Source organism: Pararhizobium antarcticum (assembly GCF_001885585.1).
GTDB classification, from domain to species: Bacteria; Pseudomonadota; Alphaproteobacteria; order Rhizobiales; family Rhizobiaceae; genus Pararhizobium; species Pararhizobium antarcticum.
On sequence record NZ_LSRP01000107.1, the window covers coordinates 1 to 26,140 of the forward strand.

Sequence of the window (26,140 nt, forward strand, 5' to 3'; positions counted from 1 at the left end):
TCGATCGTCCACATCGCAGCTTCCTTTCGTGATTCGAAAGCACAAAAGGAATCACAACCGCGCACAACCCGCAAACCGAAGTCCGCTAACCGATTCCGCCGATTCTCAAAGTCTCCGGACGGACACTAAGATGTTGATTTTGTATCCTCTCCCACAAGGGGAGAGGTAAAGCTCCCATTCGCCGGTATCCTTGAGTTCAGCCAAAATCGTCAGGCAGACGCCATCGAGGTTTTTGATGATGTCGTCGTTCCAGAAGCGCAGCACACGAAAACCTTTCGCTTGAAAGAATACATCGCGGGCGAGATCGCGCGGACTTTCGGCATGCTGGAAGCCATCACCTCGACGATCAGCCGCGCTTCAAAACAGACGACGTCGAGAATGCAGCTATGAAGCGGCACCTGCCGGCGAAATTTATGGCCTTCGAGTTGGCTGTTACGCAGGGCCTGCCAGCGGGTTTTCGCCAAGCGTCGCATCCGCCCGCATGGCGCGGGCGCGGCTGCGATTGATCGGCGGCGGCCTGTGGCGCATGGGCGGCTCCGGGTGTTTCGCGCACTGTAGCAAAAATCCCTTCACCTGCGATTTACAGGACATGACCAAAGCGAAATGCTGATTTTGCATCCACTCTGGTCGTATCCGCCATTACGCCGCCGGTGCGCGCCGATTGTCCGTCGGGAAATACCGCCGTCCCATCCAGAGTGCGAACTGCACGAGGATGATCAGCACCGGCACCTCGACCAGCGGGCCGATGACGGCGGCGAAGGCGACGGGGGACGCAAGCCCAAAGGCGGCGATGGCAACCGCGATGGCCAGTTCGAAATTGTTGCCGGCCGCCGTGAAGGCAACAGCCGTCGAGCGCGGATAGTTCGTGCCGACCGATTTTGCCATGAGGAAGCTGACGAAGAACATGATCAGGAAGTAGATCGTCAGCGGAATGGCGATCATCACGACATCGAACGGCAGGCGCACGACATCGCCGCCCTTGAGGCTGAACATGGCGACGATGGTGAACAGCAACGCGGCCAGCGTGATCGGGCCGATCGCCGGCAGGAAGACACCCTCGTACCAGTCCCTGCCCTTCGTTGCCGTCAGGATGCGCCGCGACAGATAGCCGGCTACAAAGGGGATGCCGAGATAGATCAGCACGGCCTCCGCGATTGTCCAGAACGAGACGTCGATGACGCTGCCCTCAAGACCGAACAGTGGCGGCAGGAATGTCAGGAAGAACCAGGCATAGACGCTGAAGAACAGGATCTGGAAGATCGAATTGAAGGCGACGAGGCCGGCGACATACTGGTTGTCGCCGCGCGCCAGCTGGTTCCAGACCAGCACCATGGCAATGCAGCGGGCAAGGCCGATGAGGATCAGGCCGGTCATGTATTCGGGATAATCGCGCAGGAAGAGCACGGCCAGCCCGAACATCAGCGTCGGCCCGATGATCCAGTTCTGCACGAGCGAGATTGCCAGAATGCGCTTGTCGGCAAAGACCAGATGCAGCTCCTCATACCGAACCTTGGCAAGCGGTGGATACATCATCAGGATCAGGCCGATGGCGATCGGAATATTGGTGCTGCCGACCGACAGGCTGTTCAAGGCGGCGGGAAACCCCTCGAACAGGCTGCCGAGCGCCACACCAAGCGCCATGGCGGCAAAGATCCAGACCGTCAGGTAGCGGTCGAGAAAGGACAGGCGAATGGACGGCTCTGCGGGCTGCATGGCGGGTTCCTTGCATAAAAGGTCTGCTTCCGCCCGTTCGGAGGCGGAAAGCCGGATATCATTGAACGGTGGTGTGATCAGACCCGACGGCCAGCCTCGTCGACGACGCTCTCGCCGTCTTCTTTCGAAAACGCCCCCTGCTGCGCGCTCGGCAGCAGATCGAGCACGACTTCCGACGGCCGGCACAGCCGGACGCCGAGCGGCGAGACGACGATTGGCCGGTTGATAAGGATCGGGTGTTCCATCATCGCATCGAGAAGTGCCGCATCGTCAAGATCCGTGTTGCCGAGACCGAGCTCGGCAAAGGGTGTGCCCTTTTCGCGAAGGAGGTCGCGGGCACCGGTGCCCATGCGCGCGATCAGTTGCGCCAGCAGGGCCCGGCTGGGCGGGGTTTTCAGATACTCGACGACATGCGGCTCGATGCCTGCATTGCGGATCATCGCCAGCGTGTTGCGCGAGGTTCCACAGTCGGGGTTGTGATAGATGACGATATCGGCCGGGCTGTTCATGCGACGTCCGGCCTCCGGTTGGTGGTGCCTTCCATCTGGCCGATATCGCGAAGCTTGGCCGTCAGGCTGAGGCGCTCGAGGCTCTCGACGGGCAAGGCTGCGAAGGCGGCGATGCGAAGCTTCATGTAGCGCAGCGTGGTCGCAAAGGCGACGCGCTTTTCGGCATCGGTGCCTTGGACATCGGCAGGATCCTCAACGCCCCAATGGGCCGTCATCGGCTGTCCCGGCCAGACCGGGCAGGCCTCGCCGGCGGCATTGTCGCAAACCGTGAAAACGAAATCGAGCGCCGGCGAACCTGCCGTTGCAAACTCATCCCAGCTCTTCGAGCGCAGCCCCTCGACGGGGTAGTTGTGGCCAACAAGCGTTTCGAGGGCGAAGGGATTGACCTCGCCTTTCGGATAGCTGCCTGCCGAGAATGCATTGAACTTGCCGGCGCCATCCTTGCGCAGAACGCTTTCGGCAATAATCGATCGTGCGGAATTTCCCGTGCAGAGAAACATCACGTTGAAGGTCGTCTTGGTCATCGTGACCGCTCCTGTTTTAACAGCATGGTTCGAGTTCGGCGATCAGCGGCGCGCAGAAATCCGCGTTTCCGCCGCAGCAATCCTTGATCAGGTAAAGCATCAATTCGCGCAGGCGCGGCACGTCGGCCCGATAGACAATCACCCGGCTGCGCCGTTCGGCCGACAGCAGCCCGACCCGCGACAGGATGTTGAGATGGGTCGACATCGTGTTGTGCGGAATGGCGAGCGCCCGGGCGATCTCCCCGGCCGGCAGGCCGTCGGGGGAATGACGGACCAGAAGCCGGAATGTTTCCAGCCGGGTCGATTGCGCGAGTGCTGCCAAAGCGAGAATTGCATCTTCCTGTTCCATATGTCGAGAATACTGGAAATATCGACTGGGTCAATGGTGCAGCTGTATTTTCGCCGCGAAGAGCGGGCCGCCAACGCAGGCCATCTGACAGGGCTTCATCAGCGATCGTGGCTTGACGCGCGGCTTGACCGGCGATACCGATATTTCCATGAATATAGAAATAGCAGCATCACAAATGGATTCGCTTGGCAATCCGACACGGCTTCGGATCTACCGGATGCTGGTCCGCGCCGGTATCGACGGGTTGCCGGTGGGTCGGCTGCAGCAGTCACTGGACATTCCTGGCTCGACCTTGTCGCACCACTGCAAAAAACTCATCGAGGCGGGCCTCGTCACGCAGGAACGCCATGGAACAACGCTGATCTCGAGAGCGAACTATAAGGCGATGAACGCCCTCATCGGCTATCTCGTCGACGAATGCTGCGCCGACGGGAGATGCGACGAACGACAGGTACCGGCAAAGACAGAACCAGGGAAACACGCGGAATGACCCAGACATCCGCGCCCGGGCGGCTGATCTGGGCGCTCGGCGCCACCCAGATCATCGGCTATGGCACGCTCTACTACGCCTTCAGCATTCTCGCGCCGGATATGGCGCGGGAGTTTTCCGTGCCGGTAGAGCAGATCTTCGGCCTTCTGTCCCTCGCCCTCCTGATCGGCGCATTTTTCGCCCCCAAGGCGGGCGGCTGGGCCGATCGCTACGGTGCCGGCCGCCTGATGGCGCCGGGATCATTGGCCGCCGGACTGGCTCTGGCGCTGGCCGCAATGGCCCCGAACATTCTTGTGCTCGGCAGTGCACTGGTCGCCATGCAGATCGCGTCGATCTTTGTCCTCTACAGCACGGCATTTGCAGCCCTCGTTCAGGTCGGCGGCGCCATGGCGCGCCGAAGCATAACCCATCTCACTTTGATCGCCGGCTTCGCCTCCACGCTGTTCTGGCCCTTGACCGCAGCGCTGCACGATCATCTCTCATGGCGCAGCCTCTACCTCATCTTTGCCGCCCTCAATATTCTCGTCTGCCTTCCCATCCATCTCTGGGTGAGACGGCTGCCGCCTGCCCGGACCGCGGAGCCGCTTGCGCCTGGCGTCTTGGCGGAGGGGCCGCCCATAGCGCCACCCGCGAGCGCGGATGCAGGGCGCACGATTTTCCTGATCATGCTTTTCGCCTTCTGCATCGAAGGCTTCGTCCTCGCCTCGATCCTGGTGCACATGGTGCCGATGATCACCGCCCTTGGGCTCGGCACCGCCGGACTGATGGTCTCGACCCTGTTCGGACCATCGCAAGTCGCAAGCCGCTTGCTCAACATGATGTTTGGCGGGCGACTGTCGCAGTTGATGCTGGCCGTCATTTCCGCAGGCCTCCTCGTCTCGGCCCTTTGCGTTCTGCTGCTGTCCGGTTCGTGGATCCCCGGTGTCATCGTCTTTGCAGTCCTGTTCGGGCTGGGCTCCGGCCTTGCCAGCATTGTCGGCGGAACGCTGCCCCTCGAATTGTTCGGAAAAAAAGGCTATGGCGCCCGGCTTGGCTGGGTTACGGCCTCAAGGCAATTTTCGACAGCGGCTGCCCCGTTCGCCTTTGCGCTGATGATGCAATCCTGGGGGCTGGATCTGGCGCTGACAGCCGGCATCCTGGCCGCAGCCCTTGCCGTTGCGGCCTTCACCGGGATTGCGGTTCTGAAAGGCAGGTCGGTCCGTCCCCGATCGCCCTCGTCTGGACCCGCAGAGTACGAGGCGTGATTCTGTCCTGAGGGGCTTCAACTGCCTAAGGTCCTCATATTTTGCATTGCAACGCAGCAAAAATGCGGTTTATAAGACTGCCATCACCACGGACCCGGTGAAATTCCGGGTGGCTCTTCTGGCCGCCGATCCGCCAGACCACGCAAAACCTGCATGCCCCCGGCGAAAGCACCACAGCGCGCGCCTTTCATGCTTTGCGAGAACTCACACCATGTATTTTTCGTCTCTCCGTCGGGATTGGTCAGCCAATCCCATGCGCGAAATGCTCGCCGGCGCCGTCGCGACGTTTGCTCTGATCCCGGAAGTCATCGCCTTCTCGTTCGTCGCCGGCGTCGATCCGCAGGTCGGCCTGTTCGCGTCCTTCGTCATCGGCATTGTCATCGCCTTCACCGGCGGGCGTCCCGCAATGATCTCGGCTGCGGCCGGATCCGTCGCGCTGGTGGCTGCGCCGCTCGTCCATAGCCACGGGCTGCCTTATCTTTTCGCCGCAGGATTGCTCGCCGGTCTGTTCCAGATTGTTTTCGGTCTGCTGCGTCTGGGCGTCCTCATGCGCTTCGTGTCCAAATCGGTCCGCACAGGCTTTGTTAACGCGCTCGCCATCCTCATTTTTGCAGCGCAATTGCCGCATATCCTCGGGGGAGACGGGCTTGCCTACGGCATGCTGGCTTGCGGCCTTGCGATCATTTACCTGGTGCCGAGGATCACCACGGCGATCCCCTCGCCGCTGATCTGCATCCTCGTTCTGACGGTCGCGACGATAACCCTGCAGCTCCCCGTCATGACGATTGCCGATCTCGGAAAACTGCCGGATTCGCTTCCGATGTTTGCATGGCCGTCCGTGCCGCTGACGATTGAGACCCTGGCCATCATTGCCGGACCGGCGCTGGCCATCGCCATGGTCGGCCTGCTCGAATCGATGATGACGGCGAGCGTCGTCGATGACCTCACCGGCACGCAAAGCTCCAAGAACAGGGAGTGCACAGGCCTCGGCATCGCCAATGCAACAGCCAGCCTGTTCGGCGGGATCGCCGGTTGCGGCATGATCGGCCAGACGGTCAGCAACGTGAAATATGGCGGACGCGGGCGGCTTTCCACCCTGTTTGCCGGCGCCTTGCTGCTGATCCTGATGGTCGTGCTGAAGCCTTGGGTTTCCCAGGTCCCCGTCGCCGCCCTGCTGGCCATCATGGTCATGGTCTCAATCGACACCTTCGACTGGTCGTCATTGAAGGCCGTGGTCGTTCACCCGAAAATGTCGAGTGCCGTGATGGTCGTGACAGTCCTCGTGACGATCGCAAGCTCCAACCTGGCGCTGGGCGTTACCGTCGGCGTTCTGCTGAGCGGCGTTTTCTTCACATTCAAGGTTTCCAGCCTCTTGAAGGTGGAGACGGATGTCGACAGCGCCGCCGGCCGCATGCTCTATCGTGTCACCGGTCAGGTTTTCTTCGCCTCCGCAGACATCTTCATCGAGGCCTTCGATATCGGTGCGGAAAACGGCATGGCGGTGCGCATCGATGTGACCGATGCCCATTTCTGGGACATCACGGCTGTCGCGGCCCTCGACAGGGTCGTGCAGCGGTTCGAGGGGCATGGCACGGCCGTCGAGGTTGTCGGGCTCAATCAGGCGAGTTCAACGCTGATCGGCAGCCTGGACGGGTCGACCAAGCTGAAGGAAGTCTAAGCCTTCTGTCGATCCGGTCGTTGCTGTCAGCGATCGCCGAGCGCATAGCCGGCGCCGCGCACGGTGCGGATGACGGTGTCGGTCTTGCCAAGGCCGATGCCTTTTCGCAGGCGGTTGATGTGCACGTCAACGGCGCGCTCGTCCACTGTGGCGTCATCACCCCACAGGGACAGCCGGATCTCGGAGCGGGAATAGACCCTGCCCGGCGCGCGCATCAGGAATTCGAGCAGCTTGAACTCCGTCGGACCCAGCCGGACCTCTTTTTTCCTGCGATGGACGCGGTGGGCTTGGCGGTCAAGCACGATGTCGCCGACCTTGATCATCGGGTCGAGCAGCGCCGGATTGACCCGCCGCAGCAGGTTTTTCACACGCGCGACAAGCTCCAGCGCGCTGAAAGGTTTGGTGATGCAGTCATCAGCACCCGCAGTCAGACCGGCGCGGGCCGCGTCGAGGTCGTCACCGGCAACGAGCAATATGATCGGAAGACGATGCGTCGCTGCTGTCGTTCGCAATGCGTGGCACATGTCGATGCCGGACATGCCCGCAAGCACGCTGTTTAACACCAGCACGTCGGGCACGCCGATCCCCAGGCGACGGTCAACCTCTGCGGCACTGGAAAGCAGCGTTACGGCAAACCCCTCAACCGCGAGCGCCCTCTGCAACAGGACACGCAACGTCTCGTCGCCATCCGCGACGACCACACTTGCTCCCATCGTGCCGCGTTCCCTTTACTGGCCTTCCATCGAATAACCTGCGCCCCGCACGGTGCGGATGACATCCTGCATGTTGGAAAAATTCAACGCCTTCCTCAGGCGACCGACATGTACGTCCACCGTCCGCTCGTCGACATAGATGTCGTGCCCCCAAACGCCGTCCAGTAACTGGGAGCGCGAATAGACGCGGCCCGGTGAGGCCATGAGAAATTCCAGCAGGCGGAACTCGGTCGGCCCAAGCCGGACTTCCCGGCTCTTGCGATGGACTCGGTGGGTTTCGCGATCCAGTTCGATGTCGCCGCAGCGCAGGACGGAGGACAGGACTTCAGGCTTGGCGCGGCGCAGCATGGCCTTGACGCGGGCCATCAGTTCCGGTGTGGAAAAGGGCTTGACGACATAGTCGTCGGCGCCTGTGGCCAGGCCGCGCACCCGTTCGCTCTCTTCCCCGCGTGCCGTCAGCATGATGATCGGCAGGCGTTCGGTCTCCGGACGCTGGCGCAGCCGGCGGCACAGTTCGATGCCCGACACGCCCGGCAACATCCAGTCCAGGATAAGCAGGTCGGGCAGGCGTTCCTGAAGGCGCATTTCCGCTTCGTCGCCACGATTGATCGTATCGACTTCAAAACCTTCGGCCTCGAGATTATAACGCAGGAGAACGCTGAGCGCCTCCTCGTCTTCGACAACGGCAATTCTTGGCAGCATGCGGTATCAACTCCTTACGCCGGAGCGAGGACCCTGCCCTCGCCCGGTGATTTATGACCAGACAGTCTGTCGTCGTCTTCAGAAGACGCTACGTGCTGCTTTCCAGTGCACCGACCGTGTTGGCACTGTCGTCCTTCGGGCGATCGCCAACGGGCTGCGCGCCGGTTGCCATATAGTAGATCGTCTCGGCGATGTTGGTAGCGTGGTCGCCAATGCGTTCAATGTTCTTGGCGCAGAACAGAAGATGCGTGCACGGCGTGATGTTGCGCGGATCTTCCATCATGTAGGTCAACAATTCGCGGAACAGCGACGTGTAGATCGCGTCGATCTCGCTGTCGCGTTCGCGGATGCTGTTGGCTTTTTCCACAGAGCGCGAGGCGTAGACGTCGAGCACTTCCTTGAGCTGGACAAGCGCAAGCTCGGCCAGATGCTCCAATCCGCGCGAAAGCTGGCGCGGCAGGCTGGCATTGGCAACAGCGATCACACGCTTGGCATTGTTCTTTCCCAGGTCGCCCACCCGTTCCAGGTCGGCCGCAATGCGGATCGAACCCATGATTTCGCGCAGGTCAGCTGCCATCGGCTGGCGCCGTGCAATCGTGATGATGGCTTTTTCGCCGATCTGGCGTTCGGCATCATCCAGGATGACGTCGTCGGAGATGACTTTTTGCGCCAGTGCGAGATCGGAATTGACGAGCGCGCGAACCGATTCGGCCACCATCTGTTCGGCAAGGCCGCCCATCTCCGAGATGCGCCGGGTCAGATACTTCAGATCTTCGTCATAGACGGAAGCAATGTGCGTAGACATGTTTTTTTCCTTGATCACAATCCGGGTTGGAAAGCCGCCGTCCCGCCGCAACGGGAAAGCGGTGCGACAATCCTCAGCCGAAGCGGCCCATGATGTAGTCCTGCGTACGCTGGTCGTCCGGATTGGTGAACATCTTGTCGGTGTCGTTTTCCTCGACGAGATTGCCGAGATGGAACATCGCGGTGCGCTGCGACACACGCGCCGCCTGCTGCATCGAATGCGTTACGATGACGATCGTGAAATTGGCGCGCAGTTCGTGGATCAACTCCTCGACCTTGGCCGTCGCGATCGGGTCAAGCGCCGAGCACGGCTCGTCCATCAAAATCACTTCCGGGCTGACGGCAACCGCGCGGGCGATGCAAAGGCGCTGTTGCTGACCGCCGGACAGACCGGTGCCAGGCTCCTGCAGGCGATCCTTGGCCTCGTTCCAGAGACCGGCCCTCTGCAGGCTCGTTTCAACAATCTGGTCCATCTCCGCCTTGTTGCGGGCGAGACCGTGAATGCGCGGCCCGTAGGCGACGTTTTCATAGATCGATTTTGGGAACGGGTTCGGCTTCTGGAAAACCATGCCGACGCGGGCCCGCAGTTCGACAACGTCGATCGACGGATCATAGATATCGCCATCGTCGAGCGTGATCTTGCCGGTCACCCGGCAGCTGTCGATCGTGTCGTTCATGCGGTTGAGGCAACGCAGGAACGTCGACTTGCCGCAGCCGGATGGACCGATCAGCGCGGTGACCGTGTTCTGCCGGACATTCAGGTTCACATCGAAAAGCGCCCGCTTTGCGCCGTAGTAAACCGAAACGTCCTTGCCAATCATCTTGAAGGAAACGTCATTCATCTTCTTGTCCAGCGCCTTTTCAACTGCTGCCTCTGACATCATATTCATGTTCTATACCCCACTACCAGCGACGCTCGAAGCGTCTCCGCAAGAGAATTGCGCCAAGGTTCATGACAATCAGGAAGGCCAGCAGAATGATGATGGCTCCGGACGTCCGTTCCACGAATGCACGTTCAGCCTCGTTCGCCCACATATAGATCTGCACCGGCAGTGCCGTCGAAGGTTCCATGGGCGAGCCCGGATAATCGACGACGAAGGCGACCATGCCAATCAGGATCAAGGGCGCGGTCTCGCCGAGAGCCTGGGCCACGCCGATAATGGTACCGGTCAGAATTCCCGGCGCCGCCAGCGGCAGGACATGGTGGAAGATAGTCTGCATCTTCGAAGCCCCGAGACCCAGGGCCGCGGCGCGGATGGATGGTGGGACAGCCTTGAGGGCAGCGCGGGTTGCGATGATGATGGTCGGAAGCGTCATCAACGTCAGCACAAGGCCGCCGACCAGGGCTGCCGACCGCGGCATCCCGGCAAAATTGATGAAAATTGCCAGTCCTAGCAGACCGAAGACGATGGATGGCACAGCCGCAAGATTGTTGATGTTGACCTCGATAAGGTCGGTAAATCTATTCTTTGGCGCAAACTCTTCGAGGTAGATGGAGGCTGCGACACCGATCGGCAGAGACAGCACGACGACGATCAGCATCATGTAGAGAGAGCCGAGTGCCGCGACGCCAACGCCGGAGGCTTCAGGCCGGCTCGATGCGCCAGACGTGAACAGTCCGGAGTTGAACTCCTTCGTCATCACACCTGATTCCCGCAACTGATCCATCCAGGTCAGCTGCTGATTGTTAATTTTGCGACGCGCTTCGTCGACCGTCAGATCGACCTGGCCCTTGTTGGCCGAGTCTACATTCGCTTCGGCCAGCAAGGCGACATTCACCGTCTTGCCGATCACGGACGGATCCGCCATCACCACGTCGCGCAACTGGATGCGGGCACTCGGCGAGATCATATCCGTTGCACGCTTGACGAGCGCGCGATTGGCGGGGTCGATGTTCAGGATCTTGATCATCGCATTGCGCACAAGCACGGGATAGTTTGCCGAAAGAAGGACCGATGGGTCCGTTGTGCGTTCCGCATCCGGATCGATCGTCTGCTCGGAAAACTCGATCGGCAGTGTGATTGTCGTCTGGACAAAGGCCGTGTAGCCGTTCGAAAATACGGTCCAAAGCAGGGTGAAAAGAAAGAAAAGGCCGATCAGGATTGCGCTAATTCCATAGATCCTGAAGCGTCTTTCGGCAGCATAACGACGCTTGATGCCAATATCACGATAGGCACGTGGCGCACCGGCGATGCCGGATGAAACAGAAGAGGAAATGTCGGTCATTCGTACTGTTCCCGGTATTTGCGCACGATGTAGAGCGCATAAATGTTGAGGAAAAGAGTGATCACAAAGAGCGTAATGCCAAGTGCAAATGCCACCAGCGTTTGCGGAGACGTAAATTCAAGGTCGCCGGTCAGCTGGTTGACAATCTTGACGGTCACAGTGGTCATTGGCTCGAAGGGGTTCAGCTGCAAACGGGCTGCAACACCGGCTGCCAGGACCACGATCATAGTTTCGCCCACGGCACGGGATGCAGTCAGCAACAGCGCGCCGACAATCCCTGGCAGAGCGGCTGGAAGAATGACACGTTTGATGGTCTCCGAACGCGTAGCCCCCAGTCCGAGAGAGCCGTCTCGCATGGCCCGCGGTACCTGCGTGATGATGTCATCCGACAAGGACGAGACAAACGGAATGAGCATGATGCCCATGACCAGACCTGCCGTCAGAACGCTCTGCGCCTGGATGAAATTGACGTAGTTGCCGGTGACCAGACCGTTCAGCTCCGTCGAGATGTCGCGCAGGAACGGGCCGACGGTGACCAGTGCGAAAAAGCCGTAGACGATCGTCGGAATACCCGCGAGAATTTCGAGCAGTGGCTTGGCCGTGCCGCGCACGACGGGACTTGCATATTCCGCCATGTAGATTGCGGCGAACAGTCCAACCGGCACCGCAAAAAGCATTGCGACGAGCGCGATGTAGAGTGTGCCCGCAAGCAGAGGAATGAGACCAAACTGACCAGCGGTTGCGGCTGCACCAGCAGCAGCAAAGCGCGGATCCCAGACTGTGCCGAAGAAAAAGCTGTAGGCTGGAACCGACTGGAAAAAGCGTGTCGTCTCCGACAGCATGGACCCGACGATGCCGACGGTGGTCAGGATGGCAATGGAAGACGCAAGGATGAGACCCGCCAGGATGACGCGCTCGACCTGATTTCGGGCGCGGAAACGCAGGCCGATGCGGCGAACTGCAAAAAATGCCCCCAGAACCCCAATGGCGAACACAACGATCGTCATCAGCAAACGGCTCGTCGCCGAAAGCGCGTTGAAGCTTTCTGCCGCTTCGATCATGAACGGTTGTGCCTCGCTTGCGAGCGGCACACCCTTCGAGGCGAGGATCTCGCGCAGATTTCCGGTGCCGGATTTAGCCGCTTCCAGCTCTTCGGCGCTCAGCAACAGGATCCCGCCTGCCATGGAGCGTGTCGTGCCCAAGGTTAGCTCGGTCGTGGCGCTGCCCTGGGAGAGAACGCTGTCTGGAAACGAGGAACGGATGAGGCTGTCAATATAGATCGGCGCGGCGATCAGCCAGACGAAGAGGACAATGAGTGACGGGATTACCGCCCAGATCGCCACATACGATCCGTAATATACCGGCCGGGAGTGCAAAGCCGACAGCTTCCCCCCGGAGATCGACAGGGATCTTGTACGTCCGGTCACGTAGCCGATCAGGCCCAGAACTAGAATGAACAATATAATCAGCGAGGTATTCACGAGCCATTCTCCCCGGCGCGATCAGTCATTGACTGCGGTAGTCGCAAGAATATCCGGCACGCCGTCATGGCGTGCCGGATATCGTGTTTGGATCGATTACATGACGTTTCCGGCTTCGAAGCTCTTGCGGATTTCTTCACGCTCTGCATCCGGAGCTGCAACGAGACCATAGGCTGCGAGCGGGCTGTCGGGGCCGATCATCTGATCATCCGTGAAGAATTCAACATATTCCTTCAGGCCCGGGATAACGCCGAGATGTGCCTTCTTGACGTAGAAGAACAGCGGGCGGGAGACCGGATACTCGCCGGAAGCAATCGTTTCCGTCGAAGGAGCAATGCCGCTCATGGTCGCGACCTTGAGCTTGTCGGCATTGTTTTCATAGAAGGACAGGCCGAAAACGCCGATGCCGTTCTTGTTGCTGTCGATGCGGGCCAGCGTTTCGGTGTAGTCACCGTCGATGTCGACAGCAAGGCCGTCCTTGCGCACGGCAATGCACTTGGCTTCTGCAGCGTCTTCATCGGCAGCAAGACCCTTGAGGGCTTCGGCAGCGCCGGTTGCTTCGCAGCCTACAGCGAGAACTTTTTCTTCAAACACTTCACGGGTACCGTGCTTTTCGCCCGGGATGTAGGCCGCGATTTCAACGTCCGGCAGAGCGGCGTTGACTTCCGACCACTTCTTGTAAGGGTTTGCAACGATCTTGCCGTCAACAACCAGTTCGGCAGCCAGGGCCAGATACAGGTCCTTCGGCTCAAGCTTCAGGTCGGCATTGCCAGCGTCGGTTGCGAAAACGATACCGTCATAGCCGATCTTGATTTCCTGGATTTCCGTGACGCCGGCTGCCTTGCAGGCCTCAACTTCGCTTGCGCGGATCTTGCGCGAGGAGTTGGCGACGTCGATCGTGTCCGGGCCAACGCCCTTGCAGAATTCCTTCAGACCGCCCGACGAGCCGCCGGATTCAACAACCGGTGTCTTGAAGTTCGGGAACGTTTCGCCAAAGGTCTCAGCAACGATCTTGGCGTAGGGCAGAACTGTCGACGAACCGGCGACCTGAACCAGATCGCGAGCCGAGGCAGTACCAGCAGTTGCCATCATGATTGCGACGAGTGCGCAGCTTCCAAGTAGTTTCTTCATGGATTATCTCCCGTAAATTCGGATGGACGCTTTGGCGTCGTGATCCGTTTAGAGGGCGCGCGTAACAGTTTTGTGACAGAATTGTTTCACACAGACGACGGTCGCCCGGAGGCATGGCAGTTGCCCCAGAAGCTGAGGCTTAATCCGGGCCGTCCGAATATCAGCCACATGCCGGCGGGCGGTGATCGTTGATCTCGATCCAGTATTCGTCCGGGTCCTGCACGTAGATCTGGCGGAAGCCGTTGCGGTGGACACCGATCACGCCGGGATTGCCGGGCCAATCGGTAAAGACGATGCCACGGGCGGTGATATCAGCGACAAAAACATCGAAATCGGCGGTCGATACGGCGACATGGACATCCTTCGTCACCTGCGTTTCGCCAAAATCGCCCTGGATCAGGTGGATCGCATCACCGCCACCGATGGCGAGCCATGCAACATTGGCGCTGCCGCTCCGCTGGATCGGCGCAAAGCCCATCACGTCCCGATAGAAGGCAAGGCTTGCCTCAACGTCGCGGACAAGCAGCGCAAAATGATCGAGCCCGAACCTGTAGCGCCCAAACCTGTCCGTCATCGCACAAGGCCTTTCCGTATGTCCTGAAATCAGCCTTGTCGGCCTACTTTCCCGAGAAGGGATCGGCAAGCGCTGCCTCCGGCCGGCTGATCGGATATTTCGTCGCGGAAATGCTGGCGGCGAGCCGCTTTGGTCCCTGCGTCTTCAACAAGGCACGGAAGCTCGGATGCATGCCGCCATCGGAATAGGCGGTCATCGACGACATGGCAGGGACAGAGCCGGTGATGGCAGCATCGAGTTTCTGCGCTTCCGCATCAATCCTCGCCATCGCCATCGGCTCCAGCTGGTTGATCGCCGGGGGGCATGACGCCAGCGCATCGGTCGGCTCGCCGCCTTCGAATTCCCGATTGAAGACGTAGCGGCCACCGCAGACCGAGACCTTCGGCTGGCGGCGGGTGACGTTGAAGGCGTCATAGCCTTCTTTCATCGTCCGCCAGAACGACATGTTCACATCGCCCCGATGCGCTGCCATTTTGTCCGCCGTCATCCGGAATGGGTAGGCCTGTACCTGGAAACGATCCTGCCCGCTCGACAGCGCCTTTTCGACAATCGCGTAGATCTCGCCGACACCCTGATCGGTCATTGCATAGCAGCCGGAGGACGAGCAGGCGCCATGCACCATCAACGCATCGCCGGTATAGCCGAGCGCCGATTCAAGCCTGTTTGGATAACCGAGATTGAAGGAGACGTAGAATTGCGAGTTCGGATTCAGCATGCCTTTCGAGACATGATAGAAGCCTTCCGGCGCGCGCCGGTCACCGACCTTGGTTTTCGGCCCGAGCTCTCCGGACCAGCGGCAGATCGGATAGGTCTTGAAAAGCGCATAGGCGCCGGACCGGTCCACTTTCCAGACTTCCAGCTCGCTTTCCTGCTTGAAGATGCGCACCAGAACCGGGCTTTCCGGCTTCATGCCCTTTTTGGACATCGCTGCGATGACCTTGCCCGTAAGCTGCGGTGGCGCCTCTGAAATATCCTCGAGCGACATGCAGCCGGACAGAACGGAGGCCAGCCCCACGACTGCCACTGTCCGGGCAAGCCTGCGGCGACTGCTGAAAAGCCGGTCTACGGCGCGGTGAAGAGCATGAAAAGCGTACATGGTCACTCTTTGGATCAGAAACGCGACGAAGTTTTGTCGATCAGTCGACACTGTGCCGTCTTATGGCACAGATTCCTTATATTCGGTTACCGCTTCGTTAACCGCCTGAGTGCGCGTCGTGAAACGCATGGCTACCGCGCGTTTCACGACGATAGGCAAACTACTGCCGCACGACGATCTTGGCCTTGGACGGAACACGGGTGTAAAGATCGATCACATCCTGGTTGAGCAGGCGCACGCAGCCGGAGGATACCGCCTTGCCGATCGACGTCCAGTCCGGATTGCCGTGCAGGCGATAGAGCGTGTCCTCGCCATTCTGGAAGATATACAGCGCCCGGGCGCCGAGCGGGTTCTTCAGCCCCGGTTCCATGCCGCCGTTGGCGATCGAATATCGGGCCAGTTGCGGCTGGCGCTCGACCATTTCGTTCGGTGGTTTCCAGCGCGGCCAGGTCTGGCGCCAATGAATGATGCCGTCGCCCTGCCAGGAAAAGCCGTCGCGTCCGATGCCGACGCCATAGCGCATGGCAGTACCGCCGGGCTCGACGACATAGAGCAGGCGCGATGGCGTATCGACAACGACCGTGCCCGGGGCTTCGCCTGTCGGGTCATCAACGCGCTGCCGGTAATACCTTGGATCAATCTGCCGGTACGGCACCGCCGGGATGAGAAAACCGCCATCCGAAACCGGGCCGTACATCACCGCCAGTTCGGCGTCGCTCGGCGCGCCCATTGGCCGGCGCGAGGCGCCGGGCGCTGGCATTATCCGACGGATAGCGGGTGATGTGGAAGTGCAGCCCGCAAGACCGACGGCCGAAAGTGCCAGCACACCCAGAAAGCCGCGTCGGGAGTAGGTTTCGTCAGGTGTCAAAGTCTCGTCAATTGTCATGGGCTCGTTCAATCCGCCGTCAAGTCGTGTGATGCACCGGGGCCAAGGCTTGGAAAAATGCCGTCAACCTGCGCAGCCATCCCGATTCAACCGGGTCAGCCCTGCCCTTATGCAGACAAGTGCCACAATTTCCAACGCAACAAACCGACCAGCCCCCGTCTTTCTGCTGTGCTCACCGCATCGTGATCGCCAGGCGGGGCGCTGTGTACCCCGACATGAAGAAAAGCAGCATTGTCTAAAATTCGATTCAAAGACCCGTATTGAATTTCATCGGTCGGAAAAACCTGTGCCGTAAGCTTTGAACACAAGGAGCGGACGACACCCGATGAGGCGCGCGGGAGGCGTGCAGGCAAGGAACGGACAAGCCATGACCCAGATTGTCACCATGTCGGCAACGACGGCCGCCTATGCGGCCGAAGTCGTAAAACCGTCGGCAAGGATACGCGGAGATGGTCCGACGGACGAGGCCATTACCCTGCTTTCGACACGACCCGCGCAGGAAGCTGCAGCGGTTTATCACGCCGTTGCTGCGCTGCGAAATCCGACGGCCCTGTCGCTCATGCTGATGAACTCCAAGGGACGCATGCCCCAGGAGAGCCGCGCGGAAGCCTTGCGCCTCTACAGGGAAAACGAGCTGGACGAACCAGAACCGGAAGAAACACCCGCCGACACCCTGCCTGAAACCCCGGCGGACGACGAAGATCTCTGGCCATTGGCATAGAGAACCGGCCTGCAGCGCAGGCCGGTCGTCGAAAACTGCATCTGCAGACGCGACGCACCGATCAGTGGTGTTTGTGCCCGCCCCCCGCGACGCCGCCCACCGGCAGGACATAGACAACCTTTCCGGCCTTCTCGAAGGTCAGTGTCACCGGCACGGCATCGCCTTCGGCAAACGGCTTGGCGACATCCATGAACATCAGGTGCAGGCCACCGCTTGTCAGCTCGACCGTTTCGCCGGCCGGGATCGCGATACCGTCATCGAGCTTGCGCATCTTCATGACATCGTTTTCCATGGTCATCTCGTGCAGTTCGACGTGGCCGGCCGCAGGACTTTCTACAGAAATCAGCCGGTCGGCCTCCGCACCATCATTGCGCACGACAAAACCGCCGCCGCCGACCTTGGCACCTGGCAGCATGGCCTTGACGGAACCGCCCGAAATTTCCAGATCCCCGGCCGTCACAGCCTGCCCGTCGCCAACCGGCATGGCTGCCATCTCCGCCATCGCCGCACCGGTCATTCCAGCCATATGGTCGTGGTGAGCCGATCCGGCATTCGTCGGCATCACGGTCAGGGATGGTGCCGGATGCTCCAGTGCATGGGCGCTCTGACCGTCCGCCGGGATCTGGTCCCAGACGACCTTGCCGTCTGCGCCGCACAACTGTGTCACCGGAAAGGCGATCGTCGTCTGCCTGTCGAACCCGGAAATCCGGCCACTGATCAGGAACGTGTCGTAGTATTCGTCTGAAAGGTCGCCACCCTTCCAGCGGATCTCGAGGGGGCCGGCACTCACCGGCTTGCCGTGATTGTCATAGGTCTTTTGATAATCGCCCTTGATGACCTCAAGCTCCCAACCGGCCTTCGGTTGCGGCTTGGCGAAAACAAAGCCCTCAGGCAGCTTGACCTGGACCTCGGTCGTCGGCTTGCCGTCGCAACCATGCGGGATCTGGACGACAACCTTGAAGCTGCTCTCGGAGCTGGCTGTATCGGTTTCAAGCGAGGCATGCGCATGCGCCATGCCTGTTGCCGCCAGGAGGAAAGCGCCGGCGAGAAAGGGAAGCTGTCTCTGTGTCATGAAAAGTCTCCGGACCAGACTGCGCAGGGTCTTGATGCGCGCTGGTTGATGCCGCTGTCGCGGTCAGATGATCTGAATTTTGAAATGCCGTGCTGATGCGATCAGAGGGACACGGGAGGTCCCTGGGCCGGCGGAAGCAGACGCGCATAGGCGATGACAGGCGCGTCGATCCAGACTGTTCCGGCAGAAACTTCTGTCTCGGAAACAAAGAGAGAACCCGTATCGGCCGGTGGGGGCAGAAGTGCTGTGGCCGCAAGGCGGCAGGCTTCGCAAAACGGCGCACGACCCTCATCATGTTGACCATGGCCGTGGTCGCCGCTGAGGCCGTCGAGACCAAAGCAGATGTCGGCAATCGACCCGTCCGGGAGGACATAGGCAGCGGCAATCTGCGGCGGAAGAACGCCGGCGGTCACCGGCTGATGGGCAAATGACAGAAACAGCAGCGCCAGTGCAGCCAGCATGCGCACCCCCGTCTGCAATGTCCCCTGTCGCTTTGCCATGGTCGTTCCCGTCTCCGAAAGTGAGTTAGCCCGCTTGCCGGAAAAATGCAAAGGCCGATTTGCCGCAGCAGCGATCGTTTGCCCGCTTGGACGAGGACGACAAAAATCTGTTTGGGCGCGACATTTTGCGCTTGCCAAAAACCGCCAACGCCCGTTATCTGGAATCGATCTTGTTGGGAGAATCCGGTTTGCGCCGGTGCCGAAGGAGCAACCGCCCCGGAAACTCTCAGGCCAAAGGACCAGCAAGGTGCCGGTAGGACTCTGGAGAGACGTGCGAAAGCACGCGCCGAAGGGATAACAATCTCAGGCAAACGGACAGAGGGGGCTCGCAGACGCAGTGCGCAGGCACTGCAGACATGAGCCGGTGCGCTTCGCACCAGACCTGGAGGCCGGATTGAACGACCATACATCCTTGAAGCAGACGCCGCTGCATGACCTGCATGTGTCCCTCGGTGCCCGCATGGTGCCATTTGCCGGTTATGCGATGCCGGTGCAATACCCCGCCGGCGTGATGAAGGAACACCTGTTCACCCGCAGTTCTGCCGGCCTGTTCGATGTTTCGCATATGGGACAGGTGACGATCCGCCCGAAATCCGGCCGGATCGAGGATGCGGCTCTCGCCCTTGAACACCTTGTTCCCGTTGATGTGCTCGGGTTGGCGCAGGGCCGCCAGCGCTACGGCCTGTTCACCAATGACAGCGGCGGCATTCTCGACGACCTGATGATTGCCAATCGCGGAAACCATCTGTTCCTGGTGGTCAATGCCTCCTGCAAGGAGGCCGACTTTGCCCATATGAAGGCGCATCTGAGCGAAAGCTGCGATGTCGAATTACTGCAGGATCGGGCGCTGATTGCGCTGCAGGGGCCGCACGCCCAGGCTGTTCTGGCCGAACTCTGGGCCGACGTTGCCACCATGCGCTTCATGGATGTGGTTGAGGCCGATCTCCACGATGTGCGCTGCATCATCTCCCGTTCCGGATACACCGGTGAAGACGGTTTTGAAATCTCCATCCCCGCCGCCGATGCGCCCGATGTGACGCGCCGGATCCTCGAACATCCCGACGTCATGCCGATCGGTCTTGGCGCCCGCGATTCTCTCCGGCTCGAGGCAGGCCTTTGTCTCTACGGGAATGACATCGACACCGGCACGACGCCGGTCGAAGCGGCGCTCGAATGGGCAGTTCAGAAAGTCCGCCGCACCGGTGGCACCCGCGCCGGCGGATTTCCGGGCGCGGATCGCATCCTGGCAGACTTTTCGGACGGAACATCACGCCGTCGCGTCGGACTGAAACCGGAAGGCCGTGCACCGGTTCGTGGCGGCGTTACCCTCTATGCCGATGCCGATGGCAAGACCCCGGCCGGCACGGTGACATCCGGTGGCTTCGGGCCCAGCGTCGATGGTCCGGTCGCCATGGGCTATGTCGATCAGGCCTATGCCTCAGCCGGAACGAAACTTTACGGGGAAGTCCGCGGCAAATATCTCGCCCTTGTGGTCGCCACCCTGCCCTTCATCACACCCACCTACAAGCGCTGACCAGGAGAACCCGTCCGATGCTGAAATTTACAGACGAACATGAATGGCTGAACATCGAAGACGGTATCGCGACCGTTGGCATTACCAGCCACGCAGCCGAGCAACTGGGGGATCTGGTCTTTGTCGAACTGCCAGATGCCGGAGCAAGCTTTTCAAAGGGCGATACGTCGGCAACCGTCGAATCGGTCAAGGCCGCCTCGGATGTCTATTGTCCGCTGGATGGCGAGATCGTCGACGTCAACCAAGCCATCGTCGATGACCCGTCCTTGGTCAACAGCGACCCGCAGGGTGCCGGCTGGTTCTTCAAGTTGAAACTGTCCGATCCGTCGGCGGCCAACGGGCTTCTGGATGAGTCCGCATATAAGGAGTTGATCGCGTAATGACGACTGCGGCCGATTTCACCTTCACCGACTACAAGCCCTATGATTTTGCCAATCGGCGTCATATCGGGCCCTCGCCCAGCGAGATGGCTGCGATGCTCGCCGTTCTCGGCTATGAGAGCCTCGACGCGCTGATCGACGACACCGTGCCACCGTCCATCCGCCAGACGGAGCCCTTGGCCTGGGGGCCGGCTATGACCGAGCGCGAGGCCCTCGACACTATGCGCGAGACGGCGAACCGCAACAGGAAACTCGTCTCTTTGATCGGCCAGGGCTATTATGGCACGATCACCCCGCCGGTCATCCAGCGCAACATCCTGGAAAACCCGGCCTGGTACACGGCCTACACGCCCTACCAGCCGGAGATCAGCCAGGGACGCCTCGAAGCTTTGCTCAACTACCAGACGATGGTCTGCGACCTGACGGGGCTCGACGTCGCCAACGCATCGCTTCTGGACGAGGCAACGGCTGCCGCAGAAGGCATGGCAATGGCCGAGCGGGTCGCAAAATCCAAGGCAACGGCGTTTTTCGTCGATGAAAACTGCCATCCGCAGACGATTGCCCTGCTGAAGACCCGTGCCGAGCCGCTTGGCTGGACGATCGTCATCGGCGACCCCTTTGCCGACCTCGATCCGGCCGCCGTTTTTGGTGCCATCTTCCAGTATCCGGGAACATACGGTCATGTCCGCGACGTCTCCGGCCTGATCTCGAACCTGCATGTGCAAGGCGCGATCGCCGTCGTGGCGGCCGATCCGCTGGCCCTGGCGCTGCTCAAGTCACCGGGCGACATGGGCGCCGATATTGCCATCGGCTGCACCCAGCGCTTCGGCGTGCCGGTCGGTTATGGTGGTCCGCATGCCGCCTATATGGCGGTCAAGGACGTGTACAAGCGCTCCATGCCCGGTCGTCTCGTCGGCGTCTCCGTCGACAGCCGCGGCAATCGCGCCTATCGCCTGTCGCTGCAGACCCGCGAGCAGCACATCCGCCGCGAAAAGGCGACCTCGAACATCTGCACGGCGCAGGTCCTGCTCGCCGTGATGGCCTCGATGTATGCGGTCTTCCACGGTCCACAGGGCATCAAGGCCATTGCCCAGAGCGTCCACCAGAAGACTGTTCGCCTTGCCATGGGCCTCGAAAAACTCGGTTACACCGTCGAGCCCGATGTCTTCTTCGACACGATTACGGTCGATGTCGGCAGGCTGCAGAGCGTCATCCTCAAATCTGCCGTGGCGCAAGAGGTCAATCTGCGCCGGATTGGCACCACCAAGATCGGCATCAGCCTCGACGAGCGTTCGCGGCCGGTTACGCTTGAAGCCGTCTGGCGGGCTTTCGGCGGCGATTTCCAGGTTGCCGATTTCGAGCCGGGCTATCGCCTGCCGAAGAGCCTTCTGCGCACCAGCGAGTACCTGACCCATCCGATCTTCCACATGAACCGCGCGGAAAGCGAGATGACACGCTACATCCGGCGTCTGTCCGACAGGGACCTTGCGCTGGATCGCTCGATGATCCCGCTTGGTTCCTGCACGATGAAGCTGAATGCGACGGCCGAAATGCTGCCGATCACCTGGCCGGAATTTGCGGAGATCCATCCCTTCGTGCCGGTCGACCAGGCAGAGGGCTATCGCCACATGATCACCGATCTGGGCGAAAAACTCTGCACGATCACCGGCTATGACGCAATTTCGATGCAGCCGAATTCGGGTGCGCAGGGCGAATATGCGGGCCTTCTGACGATCCGCGCCTATCACATCGCCAATGGCGACGTGCATCGTGACGTCTGCCTGATCCCGACCTCGGCACATGGTACCAATCCGGCGTCCGCACAGATGGCAGGCATGAAAGTCGTCGTCGTCAAGGTCAGTGACAATGGCGACATCGACATGGCGGATTTCCGGGCAAAGGCCGGGCAATATGCAGCCAATCTGTCCTGCTGCATGATCACCTACCCCTCGACGCATGGCGTTTTTGAAGAAAACGTTCGCGAGGTCTGCGAGATCGTCCACCAGAACGGCGGTCAGGTCTATATGGACGGCGCCAACATGAATGCCATGGTCGGGCTCGCCCGTCCCGGCGACATCGGCTCCGACGTCAGCCATCTCAACCTGCACAAGACATTCTGCATTCCGCATGGCGGCGGCGGTCCCGGCATGGGGCCGATCGGCGTCAAGGCGCATCTTGCCCCCTATCTGCCCGGGCATCCCGAGACCGATGGCGGCGACGGCGCCGTGTCGGCAGCCCCCTTCGGATCGGCCTCTATCCTGCCGATCTCCTGGAGCTATTGCCTGATGATGGGCGGCGAAGGCCTGACGCAGGCGACCAAGGTGGCGATCCTCAATGCCAACTATATCGCGGCCCGCCTGAAGGGCGCCTATGAGGTACTCTACAAGTCGGCCCGCGGGCGTGTCGCGCATGAATGCATCATCGATACGCGGCCCCTCGTCGACAGCGCCGGTGTGACGGTCGACGACGTCGCCAAACGCCTGATCGACTGCGGTTTCCATGCGCCGACAATGAGCTGGCCCGTCGCTGGAACGCTGATGATCGAGCCGACCGAGAGCGAAACGAAAGCTGAACTCGACCGTTTCTGTGATGCGATGCTGGCAATCCGCGAGGAAGCACGTGCCATCGAGGAAGGGCGTATGGACAGGACCAACAATCCGCTCAAGAACGCGCCGCACACGGTCGAAGACCTGGTCGGGGAATGGGACCGTCCCTATTCACGCGAGCAGGCCTGCTTCCCGCCCGGCGCCTTCCGTGTCGACAAATACTGGTCGCCGGTCAACAGGGTGGACAATGTCTACGGCGACCGGAACCTCGTCTGCACCTGCCCGCCGCTCGAGGACTATGCCGAAGCGGCAGAATAGCCAGGCTGACAGAAAGGGCGCTCCGGCGCCCTTTCTGCTGCCCGGTCAACGCTCAGATCGGCCAAGCCGTCGTTGGCGCGGGCGTAATCGCGACATCCACCCAGAAGCGGGTGAAACCCTCTGCAAACGTACGGTAACCACTGACCGACGAAGGCTTCAGGGCGTAGGCGTTGGCGCCGCAGGCATAGGAAATGGACACGTCGCGGGGGTTCATCGAGGAGGTCAGCATAATGACCGGTAGAATCGCGGTCTTTTCATTCTTGCGAATGCGCTTCAGAAGTTCCATGCCGCTGATGCCGGGCATGTTGATGTCAAGCAGGACATAGTCGAAGGCTTCGTCCGTCAAGCGCAGGCTGGCGATATCGGCATCATCGACATGGATGATTTCAAGACGACCACCGACTTCGGAAAAGGCGCGCACGACAAAGCGGGCATCTATAACGTCATCATCGACGACGAGCAGTTTTTTCAATCTGCTGTCCAAGATCATTCCTTCGCGGAGCCGTTGTCTTTCGGAAAAGCGACAGTGAATCGTGCGCCTCCGGTGAAGCTTGTGTCAAGTTCTATTCTGCCGTTGTGGCTCTCGACGATGCGCTTTGCCAGCGCAAGTCCGATACCCGTCCCCTGATAGACGCTCTCGTCGCGGTGCAGCCGCTGGAACACGTCGAAAATCTTGCCCGCGAATCGCGGGTCGATTCCGATGCCATTGTCTTCGACATGCAGATAATCGGTATCGGTGCTGCTTTCGCCATAGACGCGAACCACCGGTTTGGTATCGGGACGTCGATATTTGACGGCATTGCCGATCAGGTTCTGTGCCAGCCGCTTCAGCAACTCGGCGTCTCCACGGATCACCGGCAGGTCGCCGACATCGACCCGCGCATCTGCGGCCCTGATCAGGCTGCCGAGATTGAGGATCGCGTCCGTGACGGCGTCCGACAGCGGAACAAGGGCCCAGTTGCCGATCTGGTAGGCAATCTGCGAATAATCAAGCAGGCTCTCGATCAGGCGGTCCATGCGGCGCGCGCTCTGGCGCAGATGCACCGCGTAGCTTGGCAGATCCTCGAGATTTCCGGCCTGGAGGTCGTCGTTGATCATGTCGGAGAACATCGCGATATGCCGCAATGGTGCCTTCAGATCGTGTGACACCGTCCCGGTGAACTGGTTCAGGGCATCGTTCTTGCGCTGCAGTTCCAAGGTCTGCCGGGTGATCCGTTCCTGCTGTTGCATCTGCATCGTGATGTCCCGGCCGACGGAAATGACCTCTGAGACGCGCGTTCCGTCGAAGACGGCGAGCAGGGACCACAGGATCCAGGTCTCCGGTCGGCCAGGACGGACATGCAGAACTTCCTTCGAGCGTATCCCTTCTTCCGGCAGGACGGTGTCGAAAGCCAGGCGCGTTGGTTCTTTCATGCGTTCCGGCACATGGTCCAGCAGATCGGTCCCGACCATGGCCTCCGGCGTCGTCCCGAAGAAATCGGCATAGTTGCGGTTCACGAACAGCACCTGACGGTCGGGCGTGAAGCGACCGACAAGGTCCGGTATATTCTGCAGCAGCGACAGATATTCCTGCCTTTGCCGTTCCAGCGCCAGTTCGGTCTGCTTCATCGCTGTGACGTCGATGCGCAGGGCGATCGTGTTGCCGTCCTTGGTCTTGAAATTCTCGACGCGCAGCCAGCGATTGTTGGCATAGGGGAAAACCTTGGCATGTCCCGTCGGGTTGCGGAAGTCGAACAGGCGGCTCTCGATCCACTCCGCCGCCAGCGGCGAACCGAGCGGCGCCTCGGGATAGTGGCCGCCCTCATAGGCGATCCGGATGATATCCGCAGCCGTCATCCCCAGATGCAGAAAGGGTCCGGCCGGGCCGCAGACGCGGCGATAGGCCTCGTTGTAGACCATCAGCCGCTCTTCGCTGTCGAAGATGGCAAACCCCTCCGGTATCGCACCAAGCGCCGTGTCGAGAATCTTGCGCGCATTCCGGCGTGCCTTGTCGAGCTTCAAAATATCGGAAATATCATGAATGACGCCGATGAAGCCCAAGCTCTCCCCATCAGGCCCATCGACGCGGGTCGAGCGAAGCCGGGCGGAAAAAACGGTCCCGTCCTTGCGCTTGAACGCATATATGGCTTCTGTAATGGGGCTGGGATCATTCTCGACATTGCGCTTGTTGAGACAGGCCGCGTAATCATCCTCGGTGGCGTAGAGGATCGATGCAGGCTGACCCAGCAGTTCTTCTTCGCCAAAGCCGAACTGCCTGAGCGCAGCCTCGTTGAGGGAAAGGATCATTCTCTGCCTGTCGACCACGACGACAGGTTCCGGAAACATTTCGTAAAGCGCCCTGGCGAAATGATCCTGCATTTCCGGTCTCAGCCTTCCATCAGCCCTTGATCGCCGACCATAAGAACAGAAAAAGGGACCGGCGCATACCGGTCCCCATCTCACTTTTTCAATTTATGGAAGAGTTATGATCAACCTGCCTGAACGACGGCTCCGCCCTGGGCGGCCAGCGCTGCAAGGTCAGCGGGTTTCAGTTCCACGGATTCGCCACAACCGCAGGCGGATGTCTGGTTCGGGTTGTGGAACGTGAAGCCGGAACGCAGCGTCGTGACCTCGAAGTCCATCTGTGTGCCGAGAAGATAGAGCACGGCCTCCGGAGCGATCCAGACCTTGGCGCCCTTATGCTCGATCAGATCGTCCTTCGGGTTCGGTTCCGTCACCATGTCGATGGCATATTCCATGCCTGCGCAACCGCCCTTCTTGATCCCGACACGAATGCCCCGGGCGTCACCACCGGCATTGTCCACGATTGCGCTGACACGGCCAGCGGCTGCATCCGTCAAAGTCATCACTGCAAAGGCCATCGGCCGCATCTCCATTCACGATCAGGTTCAAGGCCTGACGTTTCATGTTCTAAATGTAATGGCCGACCGTTAAAGGATCAATATGGCG

General features: G+C 60.4%; 26 protein-coding genes, 1 pseudogene, 1 riboswitch and 1 other annotated feature. Of the genes and pseudogenes, 7 read left to right on the top strand and 20 right to left on the bottom strand.

The genetic code is table 11. The features are described 5' to 3' along the window. Window positions 1-105: 105 nt before the first annotated feature. From AX760_RS26315 to AX760_RS18405, 5 genes and pseudogenes are all read right to left on the bottom strand, one after another. Window positions 106-473, bottom strand: a pseudogene (locus AX760_RS26315) (endonuclease domain-containing protein). A gap of 166 nt (window positions 474-639) precedes the next feature. After that, entirely contained in the window at window positions 640-1,713 is a 1,074-nt protein-coding gene (gene arsB / locus AX760_RS18390; RefSeq protein WP_071834453.1) for an ACR3 family arsenite efflux transporter, read from the bottom strand. Window positions 1,714-1,790: 77 nt separating this feature from the next. Next, window positions 1,791-2,222 carry an arsenate reductase (glutaredoxin) gene (gene arsC / locus AX760_RS18395; protein WP_071834454.1) on the bottom strand — a complete coding sequence of 144 codons (432 nt, stop codon included), beginning with the start codon at window positions 2,220-2,222 and terminating at the stop codon, window positions 1,791-1,793. After that, window positions 2,219-2,746: an arsenate reductase ArsC gene (locus AX760_RS18400; protein ID WP_071834455.1), complete on the bottom strand. Its 528-nt coding sequence runs from the start codon at window positions 2,744-2,746 to the stop codon at window positions 2,219-2,221. Before AX760_RS18400 ends, arsC begins: the two co-directional genes overlap by 4 nt. A gap of 16 nt (window positions 2,747-2,762) precedes the next feature. Beyond that, a complete protein-coding gene (locus AX760_RS18405; RefSeq protein ID WP_071834456.1) occupies window positions 2,763-3,095 on the bottom strand; it encodes an ArsR/SmtB family transcription factor in 333 nt (110 codons plus the stop codon). A gap of 148 nt (window positions 3,096-3,243) precedes the next feature. Between AX760_RS18405 and AX760_RS18410 the strand changes: the two genes are divergently transcribed. The 3 genes from AX760_RS18410 to AX760_RS18420 all read left to right on the top strand — a co-directional run bounded on the left by AX760_RS18410 (window position 3,244) and on the right by AX760_RS18420 (window position 6,507). Then, window positions 3,244-3,585, top strand: a complete 342-nt coding sequence (locus AX760_RS18410; RefSeq protein WP_071834620.1) for an ArsR/SmtB family transcription factor — start codon at window positions 3,244-3,246, stop codon at window positions 3,583-3,585. Continuing rightward, window positions 3,582-4,829, top strand: a complete 1,248-nt coding sequence (arsK, locus tag AX760_RS18415; RefSeq protein WP_071834457.1) for an arsenite efflux MFS transporter ArsK — start codon at window positions 3,582-3,584, stop codon at window positions 4,827-4,829. Before AX760_RS18410 ends, arsK begins: the two co-directional genes overlap by 4 nt. Before the next feature lie 87 nt (window positions 4,830-4,916). Further along, window positions 4,917-4,972: a sequence feature (sul1 is cis-regulatory element that is thought to sense ions involved in sulfur or methionine metabolism; They are found in Alphaproteobacteria), on the top strand. 68 nt (window positions 4,973-5,040) lie between these two features. After that, a complete protein-coding gene (locus tag AX760_RS18420) occupies window positions 5,041-6,507 on the top strand; it encodes a SulP family inorganic anion transporter (protein ID WP_071834458.1) in 1,467 nt (488 codons plus the stop codon). A 26-nt stretch (window positions 6,508-6,533) separates the two neighbouring features. On the opposite strand, the gene AX760_RS18425 is transcribed toward AX760_RS18420, so the two are convergent. The 10 genes from AX760_RS18425 to AX760_RS18470 form a co-directional block, all read right to left on the bottom strand. Beyond that, window positions 6,534-7,220 (bottom strand): winged helix-turn-helix domain-containing protein, encoded by a 687-nt coding sequence (locus tag AX760_RS18425; RefSeq protein ID WP_071834459.1) that lies wholly within the window; start codon window positions 7,218-7,220, stop codon window positions 6,534-6,536. Between the two features lie 15 nt (window positions 7,221-7,235). Continuing rightward, entirely contained in the window at window positions 7,236-7,922 is a 687-nt protein-coding gene (gene phoB / locus AX760_RS18430; protein ID WP_071834460.1) for a phosphate regulon transcriptional regulator PhoB, read from the bottom strand. A gap of 88 nt (window positions 7,923-8,010) precedes the next feature. Continuing rightward, entirely contained in the window at window positions 8,011-8,727 is a 717-nt protein-coding gene (phoU, locus tag AX760_RS18435) for a phosphate signaling complex protein PhoU (RefSeq protein WP_071834621.1), read from the bottom strand. Window positions 8,728-8,800: 73 nt separating this feature from the next. Beyond that, window positions 8,801-9,616, bottom strand: a complete 816-nt coding sequence (gene pstB / locus AX760_RS18440; RefSeq protein WP_071834461.1) for a phosphate ABC transporter ATP-binding protein PstB — start codon at window positions 9,614-9,616, stop codon at window positions 8,801-8,803. 13 nt (window positions 9,617-9,629) lie between these two features. After that, window positions 9,630-10,952, bottom strand: a complete 1,323-nt coding sequence (gene pstA, locus AX760_RS18445; RefSeq protein WP_071834462.1) for a phosphate ABC transporter permease PstA — start codon at window positions 10,950-10,952, stop codon at window positions 9,630-9,632. Beyond that, window positions 10,949-12,433 (bottom strand): phosphate ABC transporter permease subunit PstC, encoded by a 1,485-nt coding sequence (pstC, locus tag AX760_RS18450; RefSeq protein ID WP_071834463.1) that lies wholly within the window; start codon window positions 12,431-12,433, stop codon window positions 10,949-10,951. The genes pstA and pstC overlap by 4 nt, the downstream gene beginning before the upstream one ends. A 96-nt stretch (window positions 12,434-12,529) precedes the next feature. Further along, window positions 12,530-13,564, bottom strand: a complete 1,035-nt coding sequence (locus AX760_RS18455; protein ID WP_071834464.1) for a PstS family phosphate ABC transporter substrate-binding protein — start codon at window positions 13,562-13,564, stop codon at window positions 12,530-12,532. A gap of 160 nt (window positions 13,565-13,724) precedes the next feature. Then, entirely contained in the window at window positions 13,725-14,138 is a 414-nt protein-coding gene (locus AX760_RS18460; protein WP_071834465.1) for a VOC family protein, read from the bottom strand. Between the two features lie 43 nt (window positions 14,139-14,181). Next, a complete protein-coding gene (locus AX760_RS18465) occupies window positions 14,182-15,234 on the bottom strand; it encodes a L,D-transpeptidase family protein (protein WP_071834466.1) in 1,053 nt (350 codons plus the stop codon). 160 nt (window positions 15,235-15,394) lie between these two features. Then, on the bottom strand, window positions 15,395-16,102 hold the full coding sequence (locus tag AX760_RS18470) for a L,D-transpeptidase (RefSeq protein ID WP_071834622.1): 708 nt from the start codon (window positions 16,100-16,102) through the stop codon (window positions 15,395-15,397). A 385-nt stretch (window positions 16,103-16,487) separates the two neighbouring features. Here AX760_RS18470 and AX760_RS18475 point away from each other — a divergent pair, with 385 nt between their 5' ends. After that, entirely contained in the window at window positions 16,488-16,841 is a 354-nt protein-coding gene (locus AX760_RS18475; RefSeq protein ID WP_071834467.1) for a hypothetical protein, read from the top strand. Window positions 16,842-16,902: 61 nt separating this feature from the next. Here the strand turns inward: AX760_RS18475 and AX760_RS18480 are convergent, their stop codons facing one another. Further along, window positions 16,903-17,913: a DUF1775 domain-containing protein gene (locus AX760_RS18480; protein ID WP_071834468.1), complete on the bottom strand. Its 1,011-nt coding sequence runs from the start codon at window positions 17,911-17,913 to the stop codon at window positions 16,903-16,905. A gap of 101 nt (window positions 17,914-18,014) precedes the next feature. After that, window positions 18,015-18,413, bottom strand: a complete 399-nt coding sequence (locus AX760_RS18485) for a hypothetical protein (RefSeq protein WP_071834469.1) — start codon at window positions 18,411-18,413, stop codon at window positions 18,015-18,017. A gap of 164 nt (window positions 18,414-18,577) precedes the next feature. Continuing rightward, a riboswitch (glycine riboswitch) is annotated at window positions 18,578-18,665 on the top strand. A 142-nt stretch (window positions 18,666-18,807) separates the two neighbouring features. Here AX760_RS18485 and gcvT point away from each other — a divergent pair. The 3 genes from gcvT to gcvP are packed head-to-tail and all read left to right on the top strand — an operon-like array spanning window position 18,808 to window position 23,191. Continuing rightward, a complete protein-coding gene (gcvT, locus tag AX760_RS18490) occupies window positions 18,808-19,947 on the top strand; it encodes a glycine cleavage system aminomethyltransferase GcvT (protein ID WP_071834470.1) in 1,140 nt (379 codons plus the stop codon). Between the two features lie 17 nt (window positions 19,948-19,964). Beyond that, window positions 19,965-20,327 (top strand): glycine cleavage system protein GcvH, encoded by a 363-nt coding sequence (gcvH, locus tag AX760_RS18495; RefSeq protein WP_071834471.1) that lies wholly within the window; start codon window positions 19,965-19,967, stop codon window positions 20,325-20,327. Further along, window positions 20,327-23,191: an aminomethyl-transferring glycine dehydrogenase gene (gene gcvP, locus AX760_RS18500; RefSeq protein WP_071834472.1), complete on the top strand. Its 2,865-nt coding sequence runs from the start codon at window positions 20,327-20,329 to the stop codon at window positions 23,189-23,191. The genes gcvH and gcvP overlap by 1 nt, the downstream gene beginning before the upstream one ends. A 52-nt stretch (window positions 23,192-23,243) precedes the next feature. Here the strand turns inward: gcvP and AX760_RS18505 are convergent, their stop codons facing one another. The 3 genes from AX760_RS18505 to sufA form a co-directional block, all read right to left on the bottom strand. After that, window positions 23,244-23,663, bottom strand: coding sequence for a response regulator (locus AX760_RS18505; RefSeq protein WP_175552094.1), 420 nt, complete (start codon window positions 23,661-23,663; stop codon window positions 23,244-23,246). 14 nt (window positions 23,664-23,677) lie between these two features. After that, window positions 23,678-25,549, bottom strand: coding sequence for a PAS domain-containing sensor histidine kinase (locus tag AX760_RS18510; protein WP_071834474.1), 1,872 nt, complete (start codon window positions 25,547-25,549; stop codon window positions 23,678-23,680). Window positions 25,550-25,659: 110 nt separating this feature from the next. Further along, window positions 25,660-26,052: a Fe-S cluster assembly scaffold SufA gene (gene sufA, locus AX760_RS18515; protein WP_071834623.1), complete on the bottom strand. Its 393-nt coding sequence runs from the start codon at window positions 26,050-26,052 to the stop codon at window positions 25,660-25,662. Window positions 26,053-26,140: the final 88 nt, after the last annotated feature.